At 65.3% G+C, this 17903-nt stretch carries 15 protein-coding genes, 2 tRNA genes and 2 pseudogenes; 3 read left to right on the top strand and 16 right to left on the bottom strand.

Annotated features, from left to right (window positions below):
- Window positions 1-34: 34 nt before the first annotated feature.
- The 8 genes from ACQCSY_RS18370 to ACQCSY_RS18335 form a co-directional block, all read right to left on the bottom strand.
- Window positions 35-622: a TIGR03086 family metal-binding protein gene (locus tag ACQCSY_RS18370; RefSeq protein WP_427131005.1), complete on the bottom strand. Its 588-nt coding sequence runs from the start codon at window positions 620-622 to the stop codon at window positions 35-37.
- A gap of 39 nt (window positions 623-661) precedes the next feature.
- Window positions 662-2593 (bottom strand): glycoside hydrolase family 15 protein, encoded by a 1932-nt coding sequence (locus ACQCSY_RS18365; protein ID WP_427131004.1) that lies wholly within the window; start codon window positions 2591-2593, stop codon window positions 662-664.
- Between the two features lie 394 nt (window positions 2594-2987).
- A complete protein-coding gene (locus ACQCSY_RS18360; protein WP_427135931.1) occupies window positions 2988-3593 on the bottom strand; it encodes a DsbA family protein in 606 nt (201 codons plus the stop codon).
- 115 nt (window positions 3594-3708) lie between these two features.
- Window positions 3709-4992 carry an ATP-dependent Clp protease ATP-binding subunit ClpX gene (clpX, locus tag ACQCSY_RS18355; protein WP_427131002.1) on the bottom strand — a complete coding sequence of 428 codons (1284 nt, stop codon included), beginning with the start codon at window positions 4990-4992 and terminating at the stop codon, window positions 3709-3711.
- 133 nt (window positions 4993-5125) lie between these two features.
- Window positions 5126-5785 (bottom strand): ATP-dependent Clp protease proteolytic subunit, encoded by a 660-nt coding sequence (locus tag ACQCSY_RS18350; protein WP_427131000.1) that lies wholly within the window; start codon window positions 5783-5785, stop codon window positions 5126-5128.
- 38 nt (window positions 5786-5823) lie between these two features.
- Complete coding sequence (locus ACQCSY_RS18345) at window positions 5824-6480, bottom strand: ATP-dependent Clp protease proteolytic subunit (RefSeq protein WP_427135929.1); 657 nt, start codon at window positions 6478-6480, stop codon at window positions 5824-5826.
- Between the two features lie 269 nt (window positions 6481-6749).
- On the bottom strand, window positions 6750-8159 hold the full coding sequence (tig, locus tag ACQCSY_RS18340) for a trigger factor (RefSeq protein ID WP_427130999.1): 1410 nt from the start codon (window positions 8157-8159) through the stop codon (window positions 6750-6752).
- A 67-nt stretch (window positions 8160-8226) separates the two neighbouring features.
- Window positions 8227-8301, bottom strand: a tRNA-Pro gene (locus ACQCSY_RS18335).
- Window positions 8302-8432: 131 nt separating this feature from the next.
- Between ACQCSY_RS18335 and ACQCSY_RS18330 the strand changes: the two genes are divergently transcribed.
- Window positions 8433-8506: transfer RNA gene (locus ACQCSY_RS18330), tRNA-Gly, on the top strand.
- A gap of 128 nt (window positions 8507-8634) precedes the next feature.
- Here ACQCSY_RS18330 and ACQCSY_RS18325 read toward each other — a convergent pair.
- From ACQCSY_RS18325 to ACQCSY_RS18315, 3 genes are all read right to left on the bottom strand, one after another.
- Window positions 8635-9576 carry an Fpg/Nei family DNA glycosylase gene (locus ACQCSY_RS18325; RefSeq protein WP_427130997.1) on the bottom strand — a complete coding sequence of 314 codons (942 nt, stop codon included), beginning with the start codon at window positions 9574-9576 and terminating at the stop codon, window positions 8635-8637.
- Window positions 9576-10067: a ribose-5-phosphate isomerase gene (locus ACQCSY_RS18320; RefSeq protein ID WP_427130995.1), complete on the bottom strand. Its 492-nt coding sequence runs from the start codon at window positions 10065-10067 to the stop codon at window positions 9576-9578. The genes ACQCSY_RS18325 and ACQCSY_RS18320 overlap by 1 nt, the downstream gene beginning before the upstream one ends.
- Window positions 10068-10224: 157 nt before the next feature.
- Window positions 10225-11226 carry a hypothetical protein gene (locus ACQCSY_RS18315; protein ID WP_427130994.1) on the bottom strand — a complete coding sequence of 334 codons (1002 nt, stop codon included), beginning with the start codon at window positions 11224-11226 and terminating at the stop codon, window positions 10225-10227.
- Between the two features lie 204 nt (window positions 11227-11430).
- Here ACQCSY_RS18315 and pepN point away from each other — a divergent pair, with 204 nt between their 5' ends.
- Complete coding sequence (pepN, locus tag ACQCSY_RS18310) at window positions 11431-13992, top strand: aminopeptidase N (protein ID WP_427130992.1); 2562 nt, start codon at window positions 11431-11433, stop codon at window positions 13990-13992.
- 181 nt (window positions 13993-14173) lie between these two features.
- Here pepN and ACQCSY_RS18305 read toward each other — a convergent pair.
- The 4 genes and pseudogenes from ACQCSY_RS18305 to ACQCSY_RS18290 all read right to left on the bottom strand — a co-directional run bounded on the left by ACQCSY_RS18305 (window position 14174) and on the right by ACQCSY_RS18290 (window position 16441).
- Window positions 14174-15166 (bottom strand): annotated as a pseudogene (locus tag ACQCSY_RS18305) (cytosine permease).
- 73 nt (window positions 15167-15239) lie between these two features.
- A pseudogene (locus tag ACQCSY_RS18300) lies at window positions 15240-15647 on the bottom strand (cytosine permease); the annotation flags it as partial.
- Between the two features lie 55 nt (window positions 15648-15702).
- A complete protein-coding gene (locus ACQCSY_RS18295) occupies window positions 15703-16035 on the bottom strand; it encodes a hypothetical protein (RefSeq protein WP_427130991.1) in 333 nt (110 codons plus the stop codon).
- Between the two features lie 7 nt (window positions 16036-16042).
- On the bottom strand, window positions 16043-16441 hold the full coding sequence (locus ACQCSY_RS18290; RefSeq protein ID WP_427130990.1) for a hypothetical protein: 399 nt from the start codon (window positions 16439-16441) through the stop codon (window positions 16043-16045).
- A 137-nt stretch (window positions 16442-16578) separates the two neighbouring features.
- Here ACQCSY_RS18290 and ACQCSY_RS18285 point away from each other — a divergent pair, with 137 nt between their 5' ends.
- Entirely contained in the window at window positions 16579-16749 is a 171-nt protein-coding gene (locus ACQCSY_RS18285; protein ID WP_427130988.1) for a hypothetical protein, read from the top strand.
- 467 nt (window positions 16750-17216) lie between these two features.
- Here ACQCSY_RS18285 and ACQCSY_RS18280 read toward each other — a convergent pair whose 3' ends face one another.
- Window positions 17217-17864, bottom strand: coding sequence for a GntR family transcriptional regulator (locus ACQCSY_RS18280; RefSeq protein WP_427130986.1), 648 nt, complete (start codon window positions 17862-17864; stop codon window positions 17217-17219).
- Window positions 17865-17903 lie beyond the last annotated feature (39 nt).

Below are 17903 nucleotides of genomic sequence, written 5' to 3'. Positions count from 1 at the left end.
GCTTTTCCGGCCGGGCACCGGGGCAGGACACGCCCTAAGCCATGGGCATCCACGCGGGATCACGACCAAACCAGCCGGCGAGCCGGTCATAGACGGACGAGCCCTCCGGAACCGGCACCTCCACACCAAAGGCCTTGTCAGGTCCCCGGAACTCAGGCCGCAGCATCCGCCTGGACCAGGCAAGGGCGTGCTCGGCAAGAGCGGGGTCCAAGTCTACGTCCGTGGCGGTGGCTCTGCTCACGTCCCAACAGTGCACCGCCAGTTCAGTTATTTGATGGTCGGCGCGGCCGCGAAGAGGCGCCTGGCCACCTCCCGGCACCGCGACCGGCCGATCGAGGTCCGCAGCGGCCCAAATACCCAACAGCAGCTGGGCGCCGTTAAGAAATTGCCTCAGCCAGTCGGCGCCGAGTTCGTCGGGGGGCGACGTCCAGTCCGGCGTCTCGCCGCGGGCGGAAACAATGAAATGGGGCAGATCCTGCGCCACAACATGCCTGACGAGCGACTCCACATCCCAGCTGGCGCACGGTGTTGGCAGCGCCGCCTGCCCGGGGCGGATCGGGGCGATGACGGCGGCTGTCTGGTCCAGCGCGCGCTCTAGGAGTTCGAGGACGGAACCATCCATGGTCGTTGGCCTTACTCTGGAGTTTGATCTGCAGTCTACTCAGGGGAGCGGATCGTGCGATATGCCTCCCTCTACCCGGTCCTCAACCGGGGCGATCTGTCCCTCCCGACGGCGCGCGTTTTCCTCCGCGATGCTGATGGCCCACGCCGCGTTGACGAGGCCTATGTGGCTGAAGGCCTGCGGGAAGTTCCCCAGCAGCTCGCCCGACTCCGGGGCCACTTCTTCGGACATCAGGCCCAGATCGTTGGCGAACGCCGCGGCGCACTCGAAGACCTCCCGGGCCCGCCCGGTCCGGCCGGCCAGGGCAAGGGCGTGGGCGAGCCAGAACGTGCACAGCAGGAATGACCCCTCCGCCCCGGAAAACCCGTCAGAGCTGCGGTACCGGTACACCAGGCCCCGGGCATCCGTCAGCCGCGCCTCGATCGCCTCGATCGTGGCGAGCATTCCGGCGTCGTCGGCCGGAAGGAAGCCCACGATGGCGAGGAGCAGGGCCGAGGCGTCGAGATCGTCGGAGCCGTAGGCCTGGGTGTAGGCGCCGGCGGCCTCGCTCCAGCCGTTCAGTCGGATCGAGGCCGCGATCCGGTCCCGCGCTTGGATCCACTGCGGGACCCTGTCCTCGGCGTCCAGCAGTGAGGCAAGTCCGACGGCGCGGTCCACGGCGACCCAGCACATCAGTTTGGAATGCAGATAGTGACGCGGTGCCCCGCGGCTCTCCCAGATGCCCTGGTCCGGGGCCTGCCATTGTGCGGCGGCGGTATCCGCGGCCTGTGCGAGAAACCGCCGCGTGCCCGGCTCCATGTCCACGAGATATTCCGGCAGCGTGGCAGCGGCGTCCAGGATTTCACCGTAGACATCGAGCTGGCGCTGGTTCCAGGCCCCGTTGCCGACCCGGACGGGGGAACTCCCGCGCCATCCCGGGAGGTGGGGCAGCTCGCGTTCACTCAGGTCCAGTTCCCCGCCGACGCCGTACATGATCTGCAGGTCCGCACCGTTGCCCGGCCGGCTCGCCGCCGCCGCAGCCGCCGCGGCCAGGAAGCCGAAGAACTTGCCGGCCTCGTCCGGGCAGGCGGCGACCCAGAGCGCCTGCAGTGTCATGCTGGCGTCCCTCACCCAGGTGTACCGGTAGTCCCAGTTCCGCGCCCCTCCAGCCACCTCCGGCAAGGACGTCGTGGGAGCGGCCACGATCGCGCCTGTGGGGTAGAACGTCAACGCCTGCAGGATCCGCCCGCTGACGGCGACAAGGTCCTGCCAGGGACCGTTGTAGCTCTGGTGCATCTCGGACCAGCTGATCCAGCCCTGCCGGGTGTCTTCCAGGCGGCGTGAAATCTCAGCCTGGGTCCAGAAACGCGGGGCGGCCGGCTCGCCGTGCCGGTGCTGCAGGGCGAAGCCGCGGACGTCGCCGGCCTTCATCGGGAACCTGCCGCGGGCTACCGGGCCATCGACGTCGAGGGGCACGGAAGTGGAGAGGGCGAGGACTTCGGTGCCGTCCCCGGCGTCGCCGTCAGCTGCGGCTGCGGCCGCAGCCAGAACCAGCACGCCGCGCTCATCTCGGGCCAGCCGCGGCGGGATTTCCCCGTAGCCAGGCCGGGGTGCAAAGACCATCTCCACTTCGACGTCCCCGGCGCGGCAACTTACTTGCCGCAAGAGCGCGCCGGGAACGTCGGCGCCGAGCTCGTGACCCCGCTGTCCGTCCCCAAGGACCAAGGCGTCCGTCACACTGAGGACGCCGTGGGGCAGCGTGTACACCGTTTCCAGCAGCATGCTGGATTCTACGTAGCGGCGGGAGACGGAGGACACGCCGACCGGCCTGATTTCCCAGAAGCCCGCCTCCGGGCCCAGGATCCGCGCGAACGCCGAGGGGCTGTCGAAGCGAGGGAAACAGAGCCAGTCCACGGAACCGGAAGAGCTCACCAGCGCGGCGGACCGGCAGTCCGAAAGGAGGGCGTAGTTCGCAATCGGCTCGCTCGTCATCAGTACACCCTGGGTCTCCGCGCACGGCTGTTTTTGGGCAGCATGTTTTTGGGCAAAGGGGAAGCCCCATCAGCGTTAGCAGTTGGTGGGGCTTCGACTTTCGATTGTCACGTGACGTCTTAGACAATCTGGCGGGATCCTCAGATTTTCAGGTCTTCCTACCTCGTCACTGGTAGCCATCATCTGACTTTGCCGAAGGCTGCGTCGGATGAGTGTCACTGAATCTTTGGTTCCTGCGTCCCGCTTCTTTCGAAGTGGGTAAATTCCATTGTTCTCCTCGAGCGACGGATGCACAAGAGCTCCGGAAGAACTACATCAGAGTAGTTCTTCCGGGGCTCTTTGCCGGCCCGCGCGGTGGCGGAAAACCTGTCGCGGAAAATCAGTGGCGGAAGGCTCAGTTGAAGACGGGGCTTTCGGTCCGGCTGCGCTTGATTTCGAAGAAGTACGGGAAGGAGGACAGCGTCACCGTGGCGTCCCAGAGGCGTCCGGCGTCCTCGCCGCGCGGGATGCGGGTCAGCACGGGGCCGAAGAACGCCGTGCCGTTGAAGGCGACGACAGGGGTTCCGACGTCCTGGCCGACGAGGGAGATGCCGGCTTCATGGCTGGCGCGCAACTGCGCGTCGAATTCGTCCGTCTGGCCCGCTGCCGCGAGTTCCGCCGGGAGGCCGACCTCGGCCAGCGACTTGGCGATGACTTCGTCAATGTCGCCGTTGCCCTCGTTATGGATCTTGGTGCCCATGGCGTCGTAGAGCGACTTGATGTGTTCCGTCCCGTGCTTCTCGGCCGCCGCGGTGATGACCCGCACCGGAGCCCATGCCTTGGCCATGAACTCCCTGTACTGCTCGGGGAGCTCGTCGCGGCCCTCGTTCAGCACGGCGAGGCTCATGACGTGCCACTCGGTCATGATGTCGCGGACCTCCTCCACCTCGCCGACCCAGCGGGAGGTGACCCAGGCGAAGGGGCACATCGGGTCAAACCAGAAGTCGGCTTTGTTGGTCATGGTTTCAGACACAGGTGTTCTCCTTGGCGAAGTCAGCAGGGAAGTCGCGTCCGGCGCATCATCAACCGGGCGCATCAATCAATGACAGCGACCCGTGCCGCGGATTTATTCCGAGTCAGGCGGACTTGCGCCGCTTGACGGCGTCATGCGCGATCATGGTGGGCGGGGCCTTCTTGGCCACGACGTCTTCCGTAATCACGACGCTCGCAATGTCATCGCGGCTGGGCAGATCGAACATGACGGGAAGCAGGACTTCCTCCATGATGGCGCGGAGCCCGCGGGCGCCGGTGCCACGCTCGAGTGCCTGGTCGGCAATCATGTTGAGCGCCTCTTCAGCGAAGACCAGCTCCACGCCGTCGAGCAGGAACATCTTCTGGTACTGCTTGACGAGGGCGTTCTTGGGCGTGGACAGGATCTGGATCAGCGCTGCACGGTCAAGGTTCGAAACCGTCGTGATGACGGGAAGCCGGCCGATGAATTCCGGAATCAGGCCGAACTTGAGCAGGTCCTCCGGCATGACCTCGCCGTAGGAATCGGTGTTGTTCTTGATCTCGTTGAGCGGGGCGCCGAAGCCGATGCCCTTGCGCCCGGAGCGTGAACCGATGATCTCCTCAAGGCCCGCGAAGGCCCCGGCGACGATGAACAGCACGTTGGTGGTGTCGATCTGGATGAATTCCTGGTGCGGGTGCTTGCGGCCGCCCTGCGGCGGGACGGAGGCGACGGTGCCTTCGAGGATCTTCAGCAGCGCCTGCTGCACTCCCTCGCCGGACACGTCCCGGGTGATCGAGGGGTTCTCGCTCTTGCGAGAAATCTTGTCGATCTCATCGATGTAGATGATGCCCTGTTCGGCCTTCTTGACGTCGTAGTCGGCTGCCTGGATGAGCTTGAGGAGGATGTTCTCGACGTCCTCGCCTACGTAGCCGGCTTCCGTCAGGGCGGTTGCGTCGGCGACGGCGAAGGGGACGTTGAGGCGCCGCGCCAGGGTCTGGGCCAGGTAGGTCTTGCCGCAGCCGGTGGGGCCGATCAGCAGGATGTTGGACTTGGCGATTTCGACGTCGTCGTGGTGGACACCCTCGGCAAGGCTGCCGCTCTTCGGGGCGTGGCCGGCCTGGATGCGCTTGTAGTGGTTGTAGACCGCGACGGCGAGGGAGCGTTTGGCGGGCTCCTGGCCGATCACGTACTCCTGCAGGAAATCAAAGATCTCGCGGGGCTTGGGCAGTTCGAAACTGCCCAGGTCAGCTACTTCCGCGAGTTCTTCTTCAATGATCTCGTTGCAGAGTTCAATGCACTCGTCGCAGATGTAGACGCCGGGCCCGGCAATGAGCTTGCGGACCTGCTTCTGGCTCTTTCCGCAGAAAGAACACTTCAGCAGATCCGTGCTCTCGCCAATCCGAGCCATGTGTGAACCCCTTTAGTATCTTGCTGCTGGCCGTGACATGTTCCACTCTAGGTCACTTTGGGCCTGTTGGGTGGAATGCCGACGCCGGTGCGGTCATTTGGGGGTGAGCCGCACCGGCGTCGTGGATTGCTTCCTACCTGGTGATCGCCTGGGGCTTGATCTTGCGTGAATCAAGGACCTGGTCGATCAGCCCGTACTGCATGGCCTCGGCGGCGGTGAGGATCTTGTCGCGCTCGATGTCATTGTTGACCTGCTCCGGCGTCCGGCCGGTGTGCTTGGCCAGGGTGTCCTCCAGCCAGGACCGCATCCGCATGACCTCGGCGGCCTGGATCTCCAGGTCGGAGGCCTGGCCGCCCTGCCCGCCGGACAGTGAGGGCTGGTGGATCAGGACACGGGCGTTCGGCAGCGCCAGGCGCTTGCCGGGCGTTCCGGCCGCGAGCAGCACGGCTGCGGCGCTGGCGGCCTGGCCGAGGCAGACGGTCTGGATCTCGGGGCGGATGTACGTCATGGTGTCGTAGATCGCGGTCATGGCGGTGAAGGAGCCGCCCGGGGAGTTGATGTAGAGGGTGATGTCGCGGTCCGGGTCGGTGGACTCAAGAACCAGCAGCTGCGCCATGACGTCGTCGGCCGAGGCGTCGTCAACCTGGACGCCCAGGAAGATGATGCGGTCTTCGAACAGCTTGGTGTACGGGTCCTGCCGCTTGAAACCGTAGGGGGTGCGCTCTTCGAACTGTGGCAGCACGTAACGGCTGCTCGGCAGGGTACCGGCAGTCGATCCGAAATTGTAGTTCATGTTCATCGCTCCTGAATTCATTTCTGTCTACGTGCCGGTCAGTTCTCGGCGCCGGTGGCGCCTGAGCCGGTGGCAGTGCCGGTCCCTGCGCCTGTGCCGTTGCCGGCGTTGGTTCCGCCGCCGCCGGCGACCGATCCGGCGTGCGCCGCGATTTTGTCGAAGAAGCCGTAGTCGAGGGCTTCCGGGGCCGTGAACCACTTGTCGCGGTCGTTGTCCTTGAGGATGGTGTCCACGGTCTGCCCGGTCTGGCCGGCGGTCAGTTCCGCCATGACCTTCTTCATGTGCAGGATCAGCTCTGCCTGGATCTTGATGTCCGAGGCCGTGCCGCCGATCCCGCCGGACGGCTGGTGCATGAGGATGCGGGCGTTGGGGGTCGCGTAGCGCTTTCCCTTGGTGCCGGAGGAAAGCAGGAACTGGCCCATGGAGGCGGCGAGGCCGGTGGCCACGGTGACGACGTCGTTCGGGATGAACTGCATGGTGTCGTAGATGGCCATGCCTGCGGTGACGGAGCCACCCGGTGAGTTGATGTAGAGGTAGATGTCCTTTTCAGGATTCTCCGCCGAAAGCAGCAGCAGCTGCGAGCAGATCGCGTTGGCGTTCTCGTCGCGGACCTCGGAGCCGAGCCAGATGATGCGCTCTTTCAGCAGGCGGTTGTAAATGTAGTTATCCTGGGCTGCCGGATCGACCGTAGCCATCCGGGGTGCCCCTGCTTGCTGTGACATGTGTACTTACCTCTCACTGGCGACGGTGACATCACTGGACGACATCACTGAACTTTCCTACATGGACACTAACGGTTTTCGCAGCCGGTTTGTGCTCAGCCGCAGGGCTGTTCGCTGACGGCGCACGATTGCCGCGGCCCGGCGTGCCGGGGCCCAACAGTGCCTCAAACCGCGTGCTCAAACCGCAGGCTTAAAACGGACAGCCCCCGGATCAGTGATCCAGGGGCTGCCGGTAAGGATTGTTAGAACTTCACTGCTGCCGGGTCATCGCTCTTCGCGGACTCGGTGGCTGCTGCTTCCTCGGAAGCCCCGCCCTCGACGGCTGCGTCGTCGGCTGCAGCTTCAACCGGAGCCTCTTCGCCGCCGGGGCGGACGAAGTCGCTGAGGTCAACCTTGTTTCCCTCGGAGTCGGTGACTTCCGCCTGGCCCAGGACGACGGCCAGCGCCTTGCGGCGGCGGACCTCGGAAACCATCATGGGGACCTGGCCGCTCTGATCGATGATCTGGGCGAACTGGTTCGGGTCCATGCCGTACTGGCTGGCGGTGGTGACGATGTAGTCGATCAGCTCGTTCTGGCTGACATTGACTTCTTCCTTTTCAGCGATGGCGTCAAGGATGATCTCGTTCTGGAAGGCCCGCTCGGTGTTGGCCTTGACCTCCGCGCGGTGCTCTTCGGTGTCGTGCTCGCCGTCGCCGTGGGAGTTCTCGGCCTTGAAGTGGGTTTCCAGCTGCTCTTCGACGACGGATTCCGGGACGGGCACCTCAACGAGCTCGACGAGCTTGTCCAGGACCTTGTCGCGGGCCTCTACGCCCTGCTCGACAACCTTGGACTCGGCCGCCTGCTTTGCGAGGTCCTCGCGGAGTTCAGCCAGGGTGTCGAATTCACTGGCCAGCTGTGCGAAGTCGTCGTCAGCTTCCGGCAGCTCGCGCTCCTTGACGGCCTTGACGGTGACCTTGACCTGGGCGGACTCGCCGGCGTGCTCGCCGCCCACGAGGGTGGTGTCGAAGATGGCGTCCTCGTCGGCGCTGAGGCCGGTGACGGCTTCGTCGAGGCCTTCGAGCATGGTGCCTGCGCCGACCTGGTAGGACAGCCCGGCGGCGGAGTCAACCTCGGCGTCGTCGATGGTGGCGGCGATGTCGATCGTCAGGAAGTCGCCATCGGCGGCCGGACGCTCCACGGACTTCAGCGTGCCGAAGCGGCCGCGGAGTTCGTCCAGGGCCTTGTCGACGTCGGCGTCGGTGGATTCGGCGGCAGCAACCTCAACCTTGATGCCGGCGTAGTCGGGCAGTTCGATCTCGGGGCGGACGTCAACCTCGGCGTGGAACTTGAGTTCACCATCGGTGGCGGACGGGTCGGGGACCTCGGTGATTTCGACCTCGGGACGGCTCAGGGGGCGGATGCCGGTTTCCTGCACGGCAGCCTGGTACCAGCCGTTGAGGCCTTCGTTGATGGCCGTCTCGAGGACGTAGCCGCGGCCAACGCGCTGGTCAATGAGCTTGGAGGGGACCTTACCCTTGCGGAAACCGGGGACCTGGATCTGCGAAGCAACAGTCTTGTATGCCTCTGCGATGCTGGGCTTCAATTCCTCAAAGGGGACCTCAACATTGAGCTTGACCCGCGTGGGGGTGAGGTTCTCGACAGCGCTCTTCACAGTCTAAGTACTCCTGGTTTTAGGGGGTGGGGTTCTGCATCGCCACTTTCTGGCAGTCCTTGCAGAGTCGGGGTGACAGGATTTGAACCTGCGACTTCCTGCTCCCAAAGCAGGCGCTCTAGCCAAGCTGAGCTACACCCCGTAAGTGCACAGAACAGTCTACGGTCATCCTGTGGCGATTTGCACATTTGACACCGGGGCCCTGAATTAGGTTTAGTTGTATCCGGCTTCAACAGCCGCCCGGAAGTTTTGCTGAAGTTCCAGCAAATACCCGGGGACGTAGCTTAGTGGTAAAGCCTCAGTCTTCCAAACTGATGATGCGGGTTCGATTCCCGTCGTCCCCTCCAGAACCGGCCCTCCAGGACCAGAACGCATGAAAAAAGCCCCTCTCCGGAGGGGCTTTTTTCATGCGTTCCGGGTTGTGCCTGCCGGGTTGTACCTCCCGGGTCGGGCCTGCCGGGTCACGCCTGCTGGGTCACGCCTGCTGGCAGCCGGTGCACCAGTAGAGTTTCCGGGCGCCCAGATCCGTCAGCGCCACCGCTGTTCCGCAGTCGCGGCAGTCCAGGCCCTGCCGCCGGTAGACGAAGTGGGCCTCCTCCGGGGCCGGCAACCCGGCCTCGGGCTCGCTCCAGTAACGCGGCGGGGTGGTAATTATCCGGCCGTCACGGACGCCGTCGGACATCATGGCCACCGTGTCGTCCCACAGCCGCTGCGCCGCGTCCGCGGGCAGGGCCGTCCCTGGCAGCCAGGGGTCAAGGCGTTGCCGGAACAGCAGCTCGGCACGGTAGACATTCCCGACGCCGGCAATCAGCTTCTGGTCCATCAGCAGCGCAGCCACGGGCGTCCGTTTGGCCCGCACGCCGGAAACGAAGCTGTCCCGATCGCCCGGAAGGTTGCGGAGCGGATCCGGTCCCAGCCGGGCCGTCACCGCTGCTGCTTCGGCCTCGGTGATGGCCTCACAGGTGGTGGCGCCGCGCAGATCGGCCCAGCCGTGACCGCCGGCGAGCCGCACCCGCACGGCGCCCACGGGTGCGGGCGGCCCGGCGTAGGGGGAAGGGCTGCCGGAAGCGCCGCCGGAAGCATCAGAATCTCCGGTAGCCAACGCGCCGCCGTCGTCGTAGATTTCCCGCTCCCCCACCTTGCGGGGCGCGCCGATGCTGGAGGCACCGCGGAAGCTGCTGTCTCCGCCGAAATCCCAGGCACCGTAGAGGCCCAGATGGACGTGCAGCACCAGCCCGTGGTCAAACTCCAGGAAGAGATGCTTCCCGTACGCGGTCGAGCCCGTCAGGACGTGACCGTCCAGCAGGGCGGCGCCCGGGGCGAACCGACCCTGCGGGCTGGAGACCGCGAGGCGCTCCCCCGCGAAGACGTCGCCGAACTGGCGTGCCAGCCGGTGGACCGAATGCCCTTCCGGCACTACTCGATGACCTCGCCGGTGCGCTCGTAGGTGGCGATCTTGCCGATCCGGCGCACGTGGCGCTGGTCGTTGCTGAAGGGCTCCGTCAGGAACGCCTCGATGATGGCGGTCGCCTCGTCGACTCTGTGCTGGCGGCCGCCGACGGCGACCACGTTGGCGTCGTTGTGCTCACGGGCCAGCTGCGCCGTGGACAGGTTCCAGGCCAGCGCGGCCCGCACGCCCTTGACCTTGTTGGCGGCGATCTGTTCGCCGTTGCCGGAGCCGCCGAGGACGATGCCCAGCGCATGGGTGCCGGCTTCCTGGTCGGCCACGACGGCGAGGGCGGCATTGATGCAGAAGGAGGGGTAGTCATCCAGCGCGTCGTAGACCTTGGGCCCGTGGTCCACCACGTCGTAGCCCTTGGCACTGAGGTGGCTTACGAGGTGGGCGCTGAGTTCCATGCCGGCGTGGTCGGTGGCGATGTGCACGCGGGGGACGGCAGATGTGGTCACGGGGTATCCGTTCAGTCGGGCCGGGCAGTTGGGCCGGTGGGCTGCCGAGCTGCGGTGGGGGTCTGCTCCAAGCGTACTAGGGCGCCGGGCACCGGGCGGCGTCGCCCGGGTGTTCTGTTCACATAGCCGTTCACAGAGCCGCTCAGATAGCGCTGCGTTACACGCCCGTCCCTTCGCCGTTCCGGCGCGCCCGGGCGGCCACCCGGGACAAGACGTGCGCTACGTTGTCCGCCGTGGCGGCGCTGCCTCCGCTCACTGCCAGCCGCCGCCCGTCGGTACGGTCGACGACGACGGCGGGGCCGCTGCTGACCAGCAGCGCCGTGGTGCTGCCGTGGCTCCGGTAGCCCCAGCCGCCGTAATCCGCCGCCTTGACCTCTTTCGGCGTGGCGGCGTTGATGGCCGCGGCGGGCACGTCCATGACCCGCACGAATCCCGCGGCGAAGACCCGGAGGCCACTCCGGTCAACCCGGATGCGGGCGAACAGGAACGCCGCGGCCAGCAGGGCCGCTGCCACCAGGAGTGCAGCGAGCCACGGCACTGCGATGGTGAGGAGGGCGGCGGGCAATAGCGTGGCTACCCCGAGCATCACGAAGACCGAGCTGCGCGCGTGAACCCACAGGCTGACTGAGTCCTTGGCCAGCTCCGGGTCCCGTTCGCGTTCAAGCGTCTCCCGCATGGCCATGTCGTCATCGATGGACCAGCGTTCGTCGGCCTTGAAGACCAAGCCCATGACCACGCCGAGGGAGAGTGCCGCGCCGCTTCCCAGCGCCAGGACGGACACGTCCACGCGGGAGTTCCGCGCGTCCTGCAGTCCCAGCTGGCCCACCAGAACGGCGGCGAGAACAGTGGTGACAAAGAGGCTCAAGGACAATCCGGCCCCCATCATGATGCGGCGCATCACCGCGGGGCGTGACAACGGCACGGCCTGCAGCAGCACGGCCCAGCCGGCCAGCACGATCATCGCCGCACCGACTGCCACGACGGTAGGGAACGGCGCAAAATCCGCGGCCCCGGCCTCGGTCCAGCGGACGGCCAGCGGTTCGGGCAGATCGGACCGGACCAGGAAGGCACAGACAACGAAGCCGGCGGCCAGCATCAGGGGGAACCCCACCGCAAAACGCAAGGCCCTAGCGTCCACAGCATCCCGGATCTTTCCCATACCCCAACGCTACCCCGGCAGGCCTTGGCATGATCTGGGGTTACTGTGATGTGCGCGACTTGCCAAGGGCCGCTGACGTGAAAGAATAATTTCACAGTATCGAATCCACCGCAGTATCGAATCCACAATGCCGACTTTTTCGGTGCCGGCGGCTGCGGCCGGCTGGCACTATCCAACATTTCTGGAGGCCCAACTTTGCCCGGTATGAACCTGACGCGCGCCGAAGCCCGCGAGCGCGCCGCCCTGATCGCCGTCGACTCCTACGAAGTCAGCCTGGACCTGACGCGCGGTGAGAACGTCTTTGGCTCCACCACTGCCGTGAAGTTCACTGCGGTGCCCGGGTCCTCGACCTTCATCGACGCCGTGACCCATGCGGTGCACAGCGTGACCCTGAACGGGCTGGAGCTTGATCCGGCGGAGGTCTCCGACGGTATCCGGATCCAGCTTCCGGAGCTGGCGGCCGAGAACGAGCTCCTGGTCGTGGCCGACGCCCCCTACATGAATACGGGCGAAGGGCTGCACCGCTTCGTGGATCCCGTGGACAACGAGGTCTACCTGTACAGCCAGTTTGAGGTCCCCGATTCCCGGCGGATGTTCGCCGTGTTCGAGCAGCCCGACCTCAAGGCCAGCTTCACGTTCACCGTCACCGCACCCTCGCACTGGGACATCGTGTCCAACTCCCCCACCCCGGTACCGCTGGAGACCATTCCCGGCCAGGACGGCGGCGCCCGCTCCGTGTGGGAATTCACCCCAACGCCCCGGCTGTCCTCCTACGTCACCGCGCTGATCGCCGGGCCCTACCAGTCCGTCCGCAGCGAGGTCACCTCCGCCGACGGCCGCGTGATCCCCCTGGGCATCTTTGCCCGCAAGTCGCTCATGCAGTACCTCGACGCGGACAATATCTTCGAACTCACCCGCCAGGGGTTCGAGTTCTTCGAGGCCCAGTTCGGCTGCCCCTACCCGTTCGAGAAGTACGATCAGCTCTTCGTGCCGGAGTTCAACGCCGGCGCCATGGAGAACGCCGGGGCCGTCACCATCCTGGAGGGCTACGTCTTCCGCGGCAAGGTCACGGACGCCCAGGTGGAGCGCCGCGCCATCACCGTGCTGCACGAACTCGCCCACATGTGGTTCGGGGACCTCGTGACGATGCGCTGGTGGAACGACCTCTGGCTCAACGAGTCCTTCGCCGAGTACATGTCCCACCTGGCCGCCGTGGAGAACACCAGGTTCGACCACGCCTGGACCACCTTCGCCTCGGTGGAGAAGTCCTGGGCCTACCGGCAGGACCAGCTGCCCACCACGCACCCGATCTTCGCCGAAATCAATGACCTGCAGGACGTCGAGGTGAACTTTGACGGCATCACCTACGCCAAGGGCGCCTCGGTGCTGCGCCAGCTCGTGGCGTGGGTGGGTCCGGAGGAATTCATGTCCGGCGTCCGCGAGTACTTCAGCAAGCACGCCTGGCAGAACACCGAGCTCAGCGACCTCATGGCCGAGCTGGAGAAAGCCAGCGGCCGCGACCTTGACCAGTGGGGCCGGCTCTGGCTCGAAACCGCCGGTGTCAACACACTCACGCCGGAACTCTCCGTCGGCGGAGACGGCGTCATCTCCTCCTTCGCGATCCTGCAGTCGGCCATCGACAGCCAGCCCACGCTCCGGCCCCACCGGCTCGCCGTCGGCTTCTACAACCTCAACGGCGCCGGCAAGCTGGAGCGCGTCCACCGCGAGGAGCTCGACGTCGACGGCGAGCGCACTTTAGTTCCGGCCCTGGCCGGCCTCGCGCAGCCGGATCTGGTCCTGCTCAACGACGACGACCTCGCCTACGCCAAGGTCCGCCTCGACCCGAAGTCCCTCGCGACGGCCACGGCCCACCTGAAGGACTTCAGCCAGAGCCTGCCCCGGACCCTCGTGTGGGGCTCGGCCTGGGACGCGGCGCGCGACGGCGAAACCCCGGCACGGGGCTACGTGGAACTGATCCTCGCCAACATCGCCGAGGAATCCGATTCCTCCGTGATCCTGGTCCAGCTGCGCCAGCTGGCGACCACGCTGACCTTCTACGTGGCCGAGGAGCACAGCGAAGCAACAGCGGTGGCCGCGGCCGACAAGCTCTGGGAGCTCGCCTCCAGCGTTCCGGCCGGCTCCGATGCACAGCTGCAGTTCGTGAAGTCCTACGCCCTGCTGGCACGCAGCGCCGGGCAGCTGGACACCGTGGCCGGCCTGCTGGAAGGGACGCAGAGCCTTGAGGGCCTGACCGTGGACCAGGACCTGCGCTGGGAGCTGCTCGCCTCCCTCGTCACCGGGGGCCGTGCCGGGCAGGAGCGGATCGACGCCGAACTGGAGCACGACAACACCGCCAACGGCCAGAACGCGGCCGCCCTCGCCAAGGCCGCCATCCCCACCCCCGAGGCCAAGGCCGAGGCGTGGGAATCGATTGTGGTCAAAGGGGATCTCTCCAACGCCCTGCAGGGCTCGGCCGTGACCGGCTTCACTCGGGTACTGGACTGCAGCCTGCTGGAGCCGTACTCCGAGAAGTACTTCGAGGCCGTTCCGGGGATCGTTGCCAACCGCACCCACGCGCTCGCCCAGCAGATCGTCGTCGGGCTCTACCCGGCTCAGCTGACCACGCAGGCCACCGTGGACCGCACGGATGAGTTCCTCGCCGCCCTGCCGGAGGACAGTGCAGCGTTGGGCCGGATGATGCTGGAGAACCGCGACGGCGTGGCCCGCGCCCTGCGCGCCCGCCAGGCCGACGTCGGCTTCGGATAGATCTCTCTCCACGGATTCCGCGGCCCGACACGTGTGCCGTCCTGCCAGGTGAAGGCTGGCCGTTTTCACGGTGCCTGCGAGGCCAGGGCCGGACCCGCACAATGTAGATGCGGGTCCGGCCCTGGCCTTGAGGAGAAATTGTGCGGACCTTCTACTGTGCGGACCTTCTACTCCGCCGGTTCTACTCCGCCGGTTCCAGAACGGCCTCGCGTTCCTGGCGTGAGACGGCAGTGGCGCGGGCACCTCCCATGGCGAAGTAGTAAGCGACTGCCGATGTCACAAGGCCGGCCGGCCATGCAAAAGCCGCGACGGCCCCGAGGCTTGGGACCAGCGCCATCATTGCAGCGACGGCGGCGGTTGGAAGGAACACCGCGATGGCTTTCGGGTTGATTCCGTTCCGGAAGAAGTACTGCCCGTTTTCGTCAGACCGGTACAGGTCCTTGATGTTGACGATGCCCCGGTTGATCAGGAAGTAGTCGGCGGCCATGATGCCGAAGAGCGGGCCGAGGAAGGCGCCCAAGCCGCCGAGGAAGTAGTTGATGACCACCGGGTTTGACTAGAGGTTCCATGGCATGACGAGCAGGGCGAGGACTGCGCTGATGATTCCGCCCCTGCGGAACGTGATCCGCTTGGGCCACACGTTGGCCAGGTCGTAGGAGGGCGAGACGAAGTTCAGCACCACATTGACCCCTATCGTGGCTACCAGGAACATGATCGCGCCAATGACGAGGACAAATGTGTCGGGTACTTGGGCAAGAATCAGCGCAGGGTCGGTGATGGCTTTGCCGAAGACGACGACCGTTCCCACGGTCATGGTGGTGCTGATCGCGGCGAATGCGGCGAAATTGACGGGGATGCCCCAGAAATTTCCTCGGATAACAGCCCGCTTCGATTTGGCGAAGCGGGTGAAGTCACAGTAGTTCAGCAACATGGTTGCGTACGTGGCGACCAGCAGGAAGGCTCCGGTGAGGACTCCCCGGAAGGCGTCGCCGCCGCTGAGGGGTTTGATTGACAGATCCATGGGGATGTTCCAGTGAGCCAGGGAGAGGAGCCACACAGCCATAGCGAGCATGACAACCCAGACTATCCGGCCCGCCCAGTCCTGGAACCGGCGAACGGCTTCCATGCCCCGGTGATGACGAGCAGCTGAAGGACCCACAGCAGCAGGAAGCATGCCCAGCCGAGCAGAGACAGGCCCAGGAAGCTCTGATCCTGCCATCGCTGCAGTCCCGGTCGACGCGGAGGAGAAGGACGACGACGGCCATCGACGCCAAATATGTCTGGATTCCGTACCAGCAGATGGCGATGACTGCGCGGATGAGGGCCGGAATATTGGCTCCCCAGATTCCGAAGCTGACTCTGGCCATGACCGGGAAGGGGATGCCTGTGCGCTCCCCCATTCTTCCGGCCAAATTCATGCCGACGAAGAGAATTCCGGTTCCGATCAGAATTGATGCCAGAACCTGCCAGCCGGTGAGTCCGATGACGAAAAGGCCTGCTACGAAGGTGTAGGTTCCGATGTTGTGGATTGCGGACATCCACACTGCGAAGAAGCTGTACGATGTCCATTTGCGCTCTGTGGCAGGTGCGAGGTCCTCGTTGTAAAGCCGCCCGGATGGGCCCAGTGCGGCCAACGCTTTGCTGTCGGTTTCCATGATGACTCCTTTGTCAATGGTTTTTTGGATTGGTGATTGGCGGATTGGTGATTGACTACGTCAAGTTGCCGGCGGCGGCCAGCTCGGGCTGGCGGTGAACGCCCTCGCGGAATCCGGTGCGCAGAACAAACCGCCCCACGGGACCCGGGTCGTGGAAACCGGCCTCATCCAGAACCACACGCCGTGCGGAGACCACCAACTGGGGCCAGCCGCGCAGTTCCATGCCGTCGAAGGGTGAAAAGTCGGTGCCCATGTGCAGTCCGGCGCCGGACACTGTTCGCAGCTCGGACGGATCGAGACGGACGAAGTCTGCGTCGTAGCCGGCAGCGATCACACCCTTACCCGGGACCGAATTGATCCGGGCGGGACCGGCCGAGAAGACCTCCACGAAGTTTTCAGCGCCCTGCCCATCTGGCCCGACCCATGGCCGTGAAGGTGACGGGCAGCCGGGTCTCCACACCTGGCAGCCCGTGGGGCATTTGGCGGATGTCCTGGCTACGCTCACGCTTTTGCGACAGCTCGTAGCAGGAGTGGTCCGAAGAAACGGTGTGGACATCTCCGGCGAGCATCCGGTCCCCGAGCGCCGCCACGGTCTCCGGGCTGCGCATGGGCGGACAGCAGGCGTACCACTCCGGGAACCGCTCGCTGTATACGGTTTCGTCCAGGGTCAGGTAGTGCGGGCAGGTTTCCGAGAGCTCTTCCTGGCCGCGGCTGCGGGCCTCGGTGACGAGGTCCACGGCCCCGGGCGTGGACTGGTGTACGAAGTACACCGGGGCGCCGGTGTACTCGGCCATGGCCAGCGTCTCCTTGACCGAGATTTCTTCGGCTAGTTCCGGTCGTGTTGGTGCAGATGCCGGATGCCGATGGTTCCCGTTGCGGCCGGGCTTCGGTGCAGTCGGCAATGATGGCATCGTGTTCAGCGTGGATATACGTGAGACCGTCCAGACGGACCATCTCGCGCATCACCCGCAGGATCGTGTCATTGTCTGCCATGGTGGAACCGCGGTTCGTCGTGTACATCTTCACCGAGCGGATTCCCAGCGCCGCCATCTCTTCCAGCTGGGCCGGCACGCTTTCGTCCCAAGACACCACGGATCCATGAAGTGCTACATCGCAACGGGAACCACCCGCCAGATCGATTTTGTTCAGTGCGGCCTGGAGCGGTGTTTCCGAGGCATCCCGCGGGATACCGAAATCGATGACGGTCGTGGTACCGCCCCACAATGCCGCCATGGAGGTCACAGCGTAGTTGTCGAGGGTTCGGAATCGACGTGTTACCCGGGCAATGTGGCAGTGCCCGTCCACGCCGCCGGAAATCAACAGACGACTGTTGCCAGCGACGGTGCGGCGTGCCGCTGGTACCGGCTCGGTGGTGTCCAGCAAAGCTGTGATCCTGCCGTCGTGGACAACCACATGTGCGTTTCGACGGCCGTCCGTATTGACGACCGTCGCGTCGACGATCACCAGATCTGCGTCATTTTTCATTTGAGCTCCTGTTTTTGGGTGCACTGCATGGCGGGATCGGCATGGCTGATGAGGGCCAAGACGTCCCGGACGGATCGTGTTCGTTTAGTGGGTCTGGTAGTACTGCGTGCGGTACTTGTGTATGTGTCCTCTGGACTCGGCCCCCGCCCGGGCGGGGTCACCGCTGGCGATCGCCTCGTACAGTCTGCGGTGCTCTCGGATCAGCTCCGGCAGATCCGTTGCATGGCGGAATAGCCAATGCATCCGGCCCTGCAGCGGTTCCAGGGCGGAGCGGAGAAAGCTGTTTCTGGCAATGCCGGTGATCGCATCGTGGAACTCGTTGTTGGCGGTTTGGGCTGCGTAGATGGAGCCTTGTTCGAGGCCCGCCTGTGCCTGGTCCAACAGGTCCGCGAGCTGTTTCAGGTCTGACGGCGTGGCCCGCATGGCGGCCAGCTCGCAGGCCAGCACCTCAAGTGCCATCCGTACATCGAACAGGTCAGCGACCTCCTCAGGGCTGAGGCTGCTCACAACCATCCCCCTCGAGTTTGCCTTGTCGCTGACCAGACCCTCCTGCCGGAGCATGCGCAGTGCTTCCCGGACAGGCAGTCTGGAGACATCGAACTCATCGGCGAGGTCCCTCTCCACCAGACGGGCCCCGGGAGCGTAGTGGCCTTCGAAAATCCTGGCGCGGATCGTGTCGCGGACACTTTCGCGCAGCGGCCGGTCGTCGGTTCCCGTTGTCTCGCTGCCCATTTGCGTTCCTTTGCTTAGTCAAAGTCCCGGTGCTTAGTC

Source organism: Pseudarthrobacter sp. S9, assembly GCF_050156545.1.
In the GTDB taxonomy this organism is placed as follows: domain Bacteria; phylum Actinomycetota; class Actinomycetes; order Actinomycetales; family Micrococcaceae; genus Arthrobacter.
This window is presented reverse-complemented; position numbering and strand designations above follow the sequence as displayed.

Excerpts from the sequence above, each read along its gene's own strand:
- ACQCSY_RS18365 (WP_427131004.1), bottom strand. The coding sequence starts at position 2,593 with ATGACGAGCGAGCCGATTGCGAACTACGCCCTCCTTTCGGACTGCCGG.
- ACQCSY_RS18345 (WP_427135929.1), bottom strand. The coding sequence starts at position 6,480 with ATGGCTACGGTCGATCCGGCAGCCCAGGATAACTACATTTACAACCGC.
- ACQCSY_RS18315 (WP_427130994.1), bottom strand. The coding sequence starts at position 11,226 with ATGGGAAAGATCCGGGATGCTGTGGACGCTAGGGCCTTGCGTTTTGCG.
- pepN (WP_427130992.1), top strand. The coding sequence starts at position 11,431 with ATGAACCTGACGCGCGCCGAAGCCCGCGAGCGCGCCGCCCTGATCGCC.
- ACQCSY_RS18290 (WP_427130990.1), bottom strand. The coding sequence starts at position 16,441 with ATGGCCGAGTACACCGGCGCCCCGGTGTACTTCGTACACCAGTCCACG.
- ACQCSY_RS18350 (WP_427131000.1), bottom strand. The coding sequence starts at position 5,785 with ATGAACTACAATTTCGGATCGACTGCCGGTACCCTGCCGAGCAGCCGT.
- ACQCSY_RS18280 (WP_427130986.1), bottom strand. The coding sequence starts at position 17,864 with ATGGGCAGCGAGACAACGGGAACCGACGACCGGCCGCTGCGCGAAAGT.
- clpX (WP_427131002.1), bottom strand. The coding sequence starts at position 4,992 with ATGGCTCGGATTGGCGAGAGCACGGATCTGCTGAAGTGTTCTTTCTGC.
- ACQCSY_RS18370 (WP_427131005.1), bottom strand. The coding sequence starts at position 622 with ATGGATGGTTCCGTCCTCGAACTCCTAGAGCGCGCGCTGGACCAGACA.
- ACQCSY_RS18360 (WP_427135931.1), bottom strand. The coding sequence starts at position 3,593 with ATGACCAACAAAGCCGACTTCTGGTTTGACCCGATGTGCCCCTTCGCC.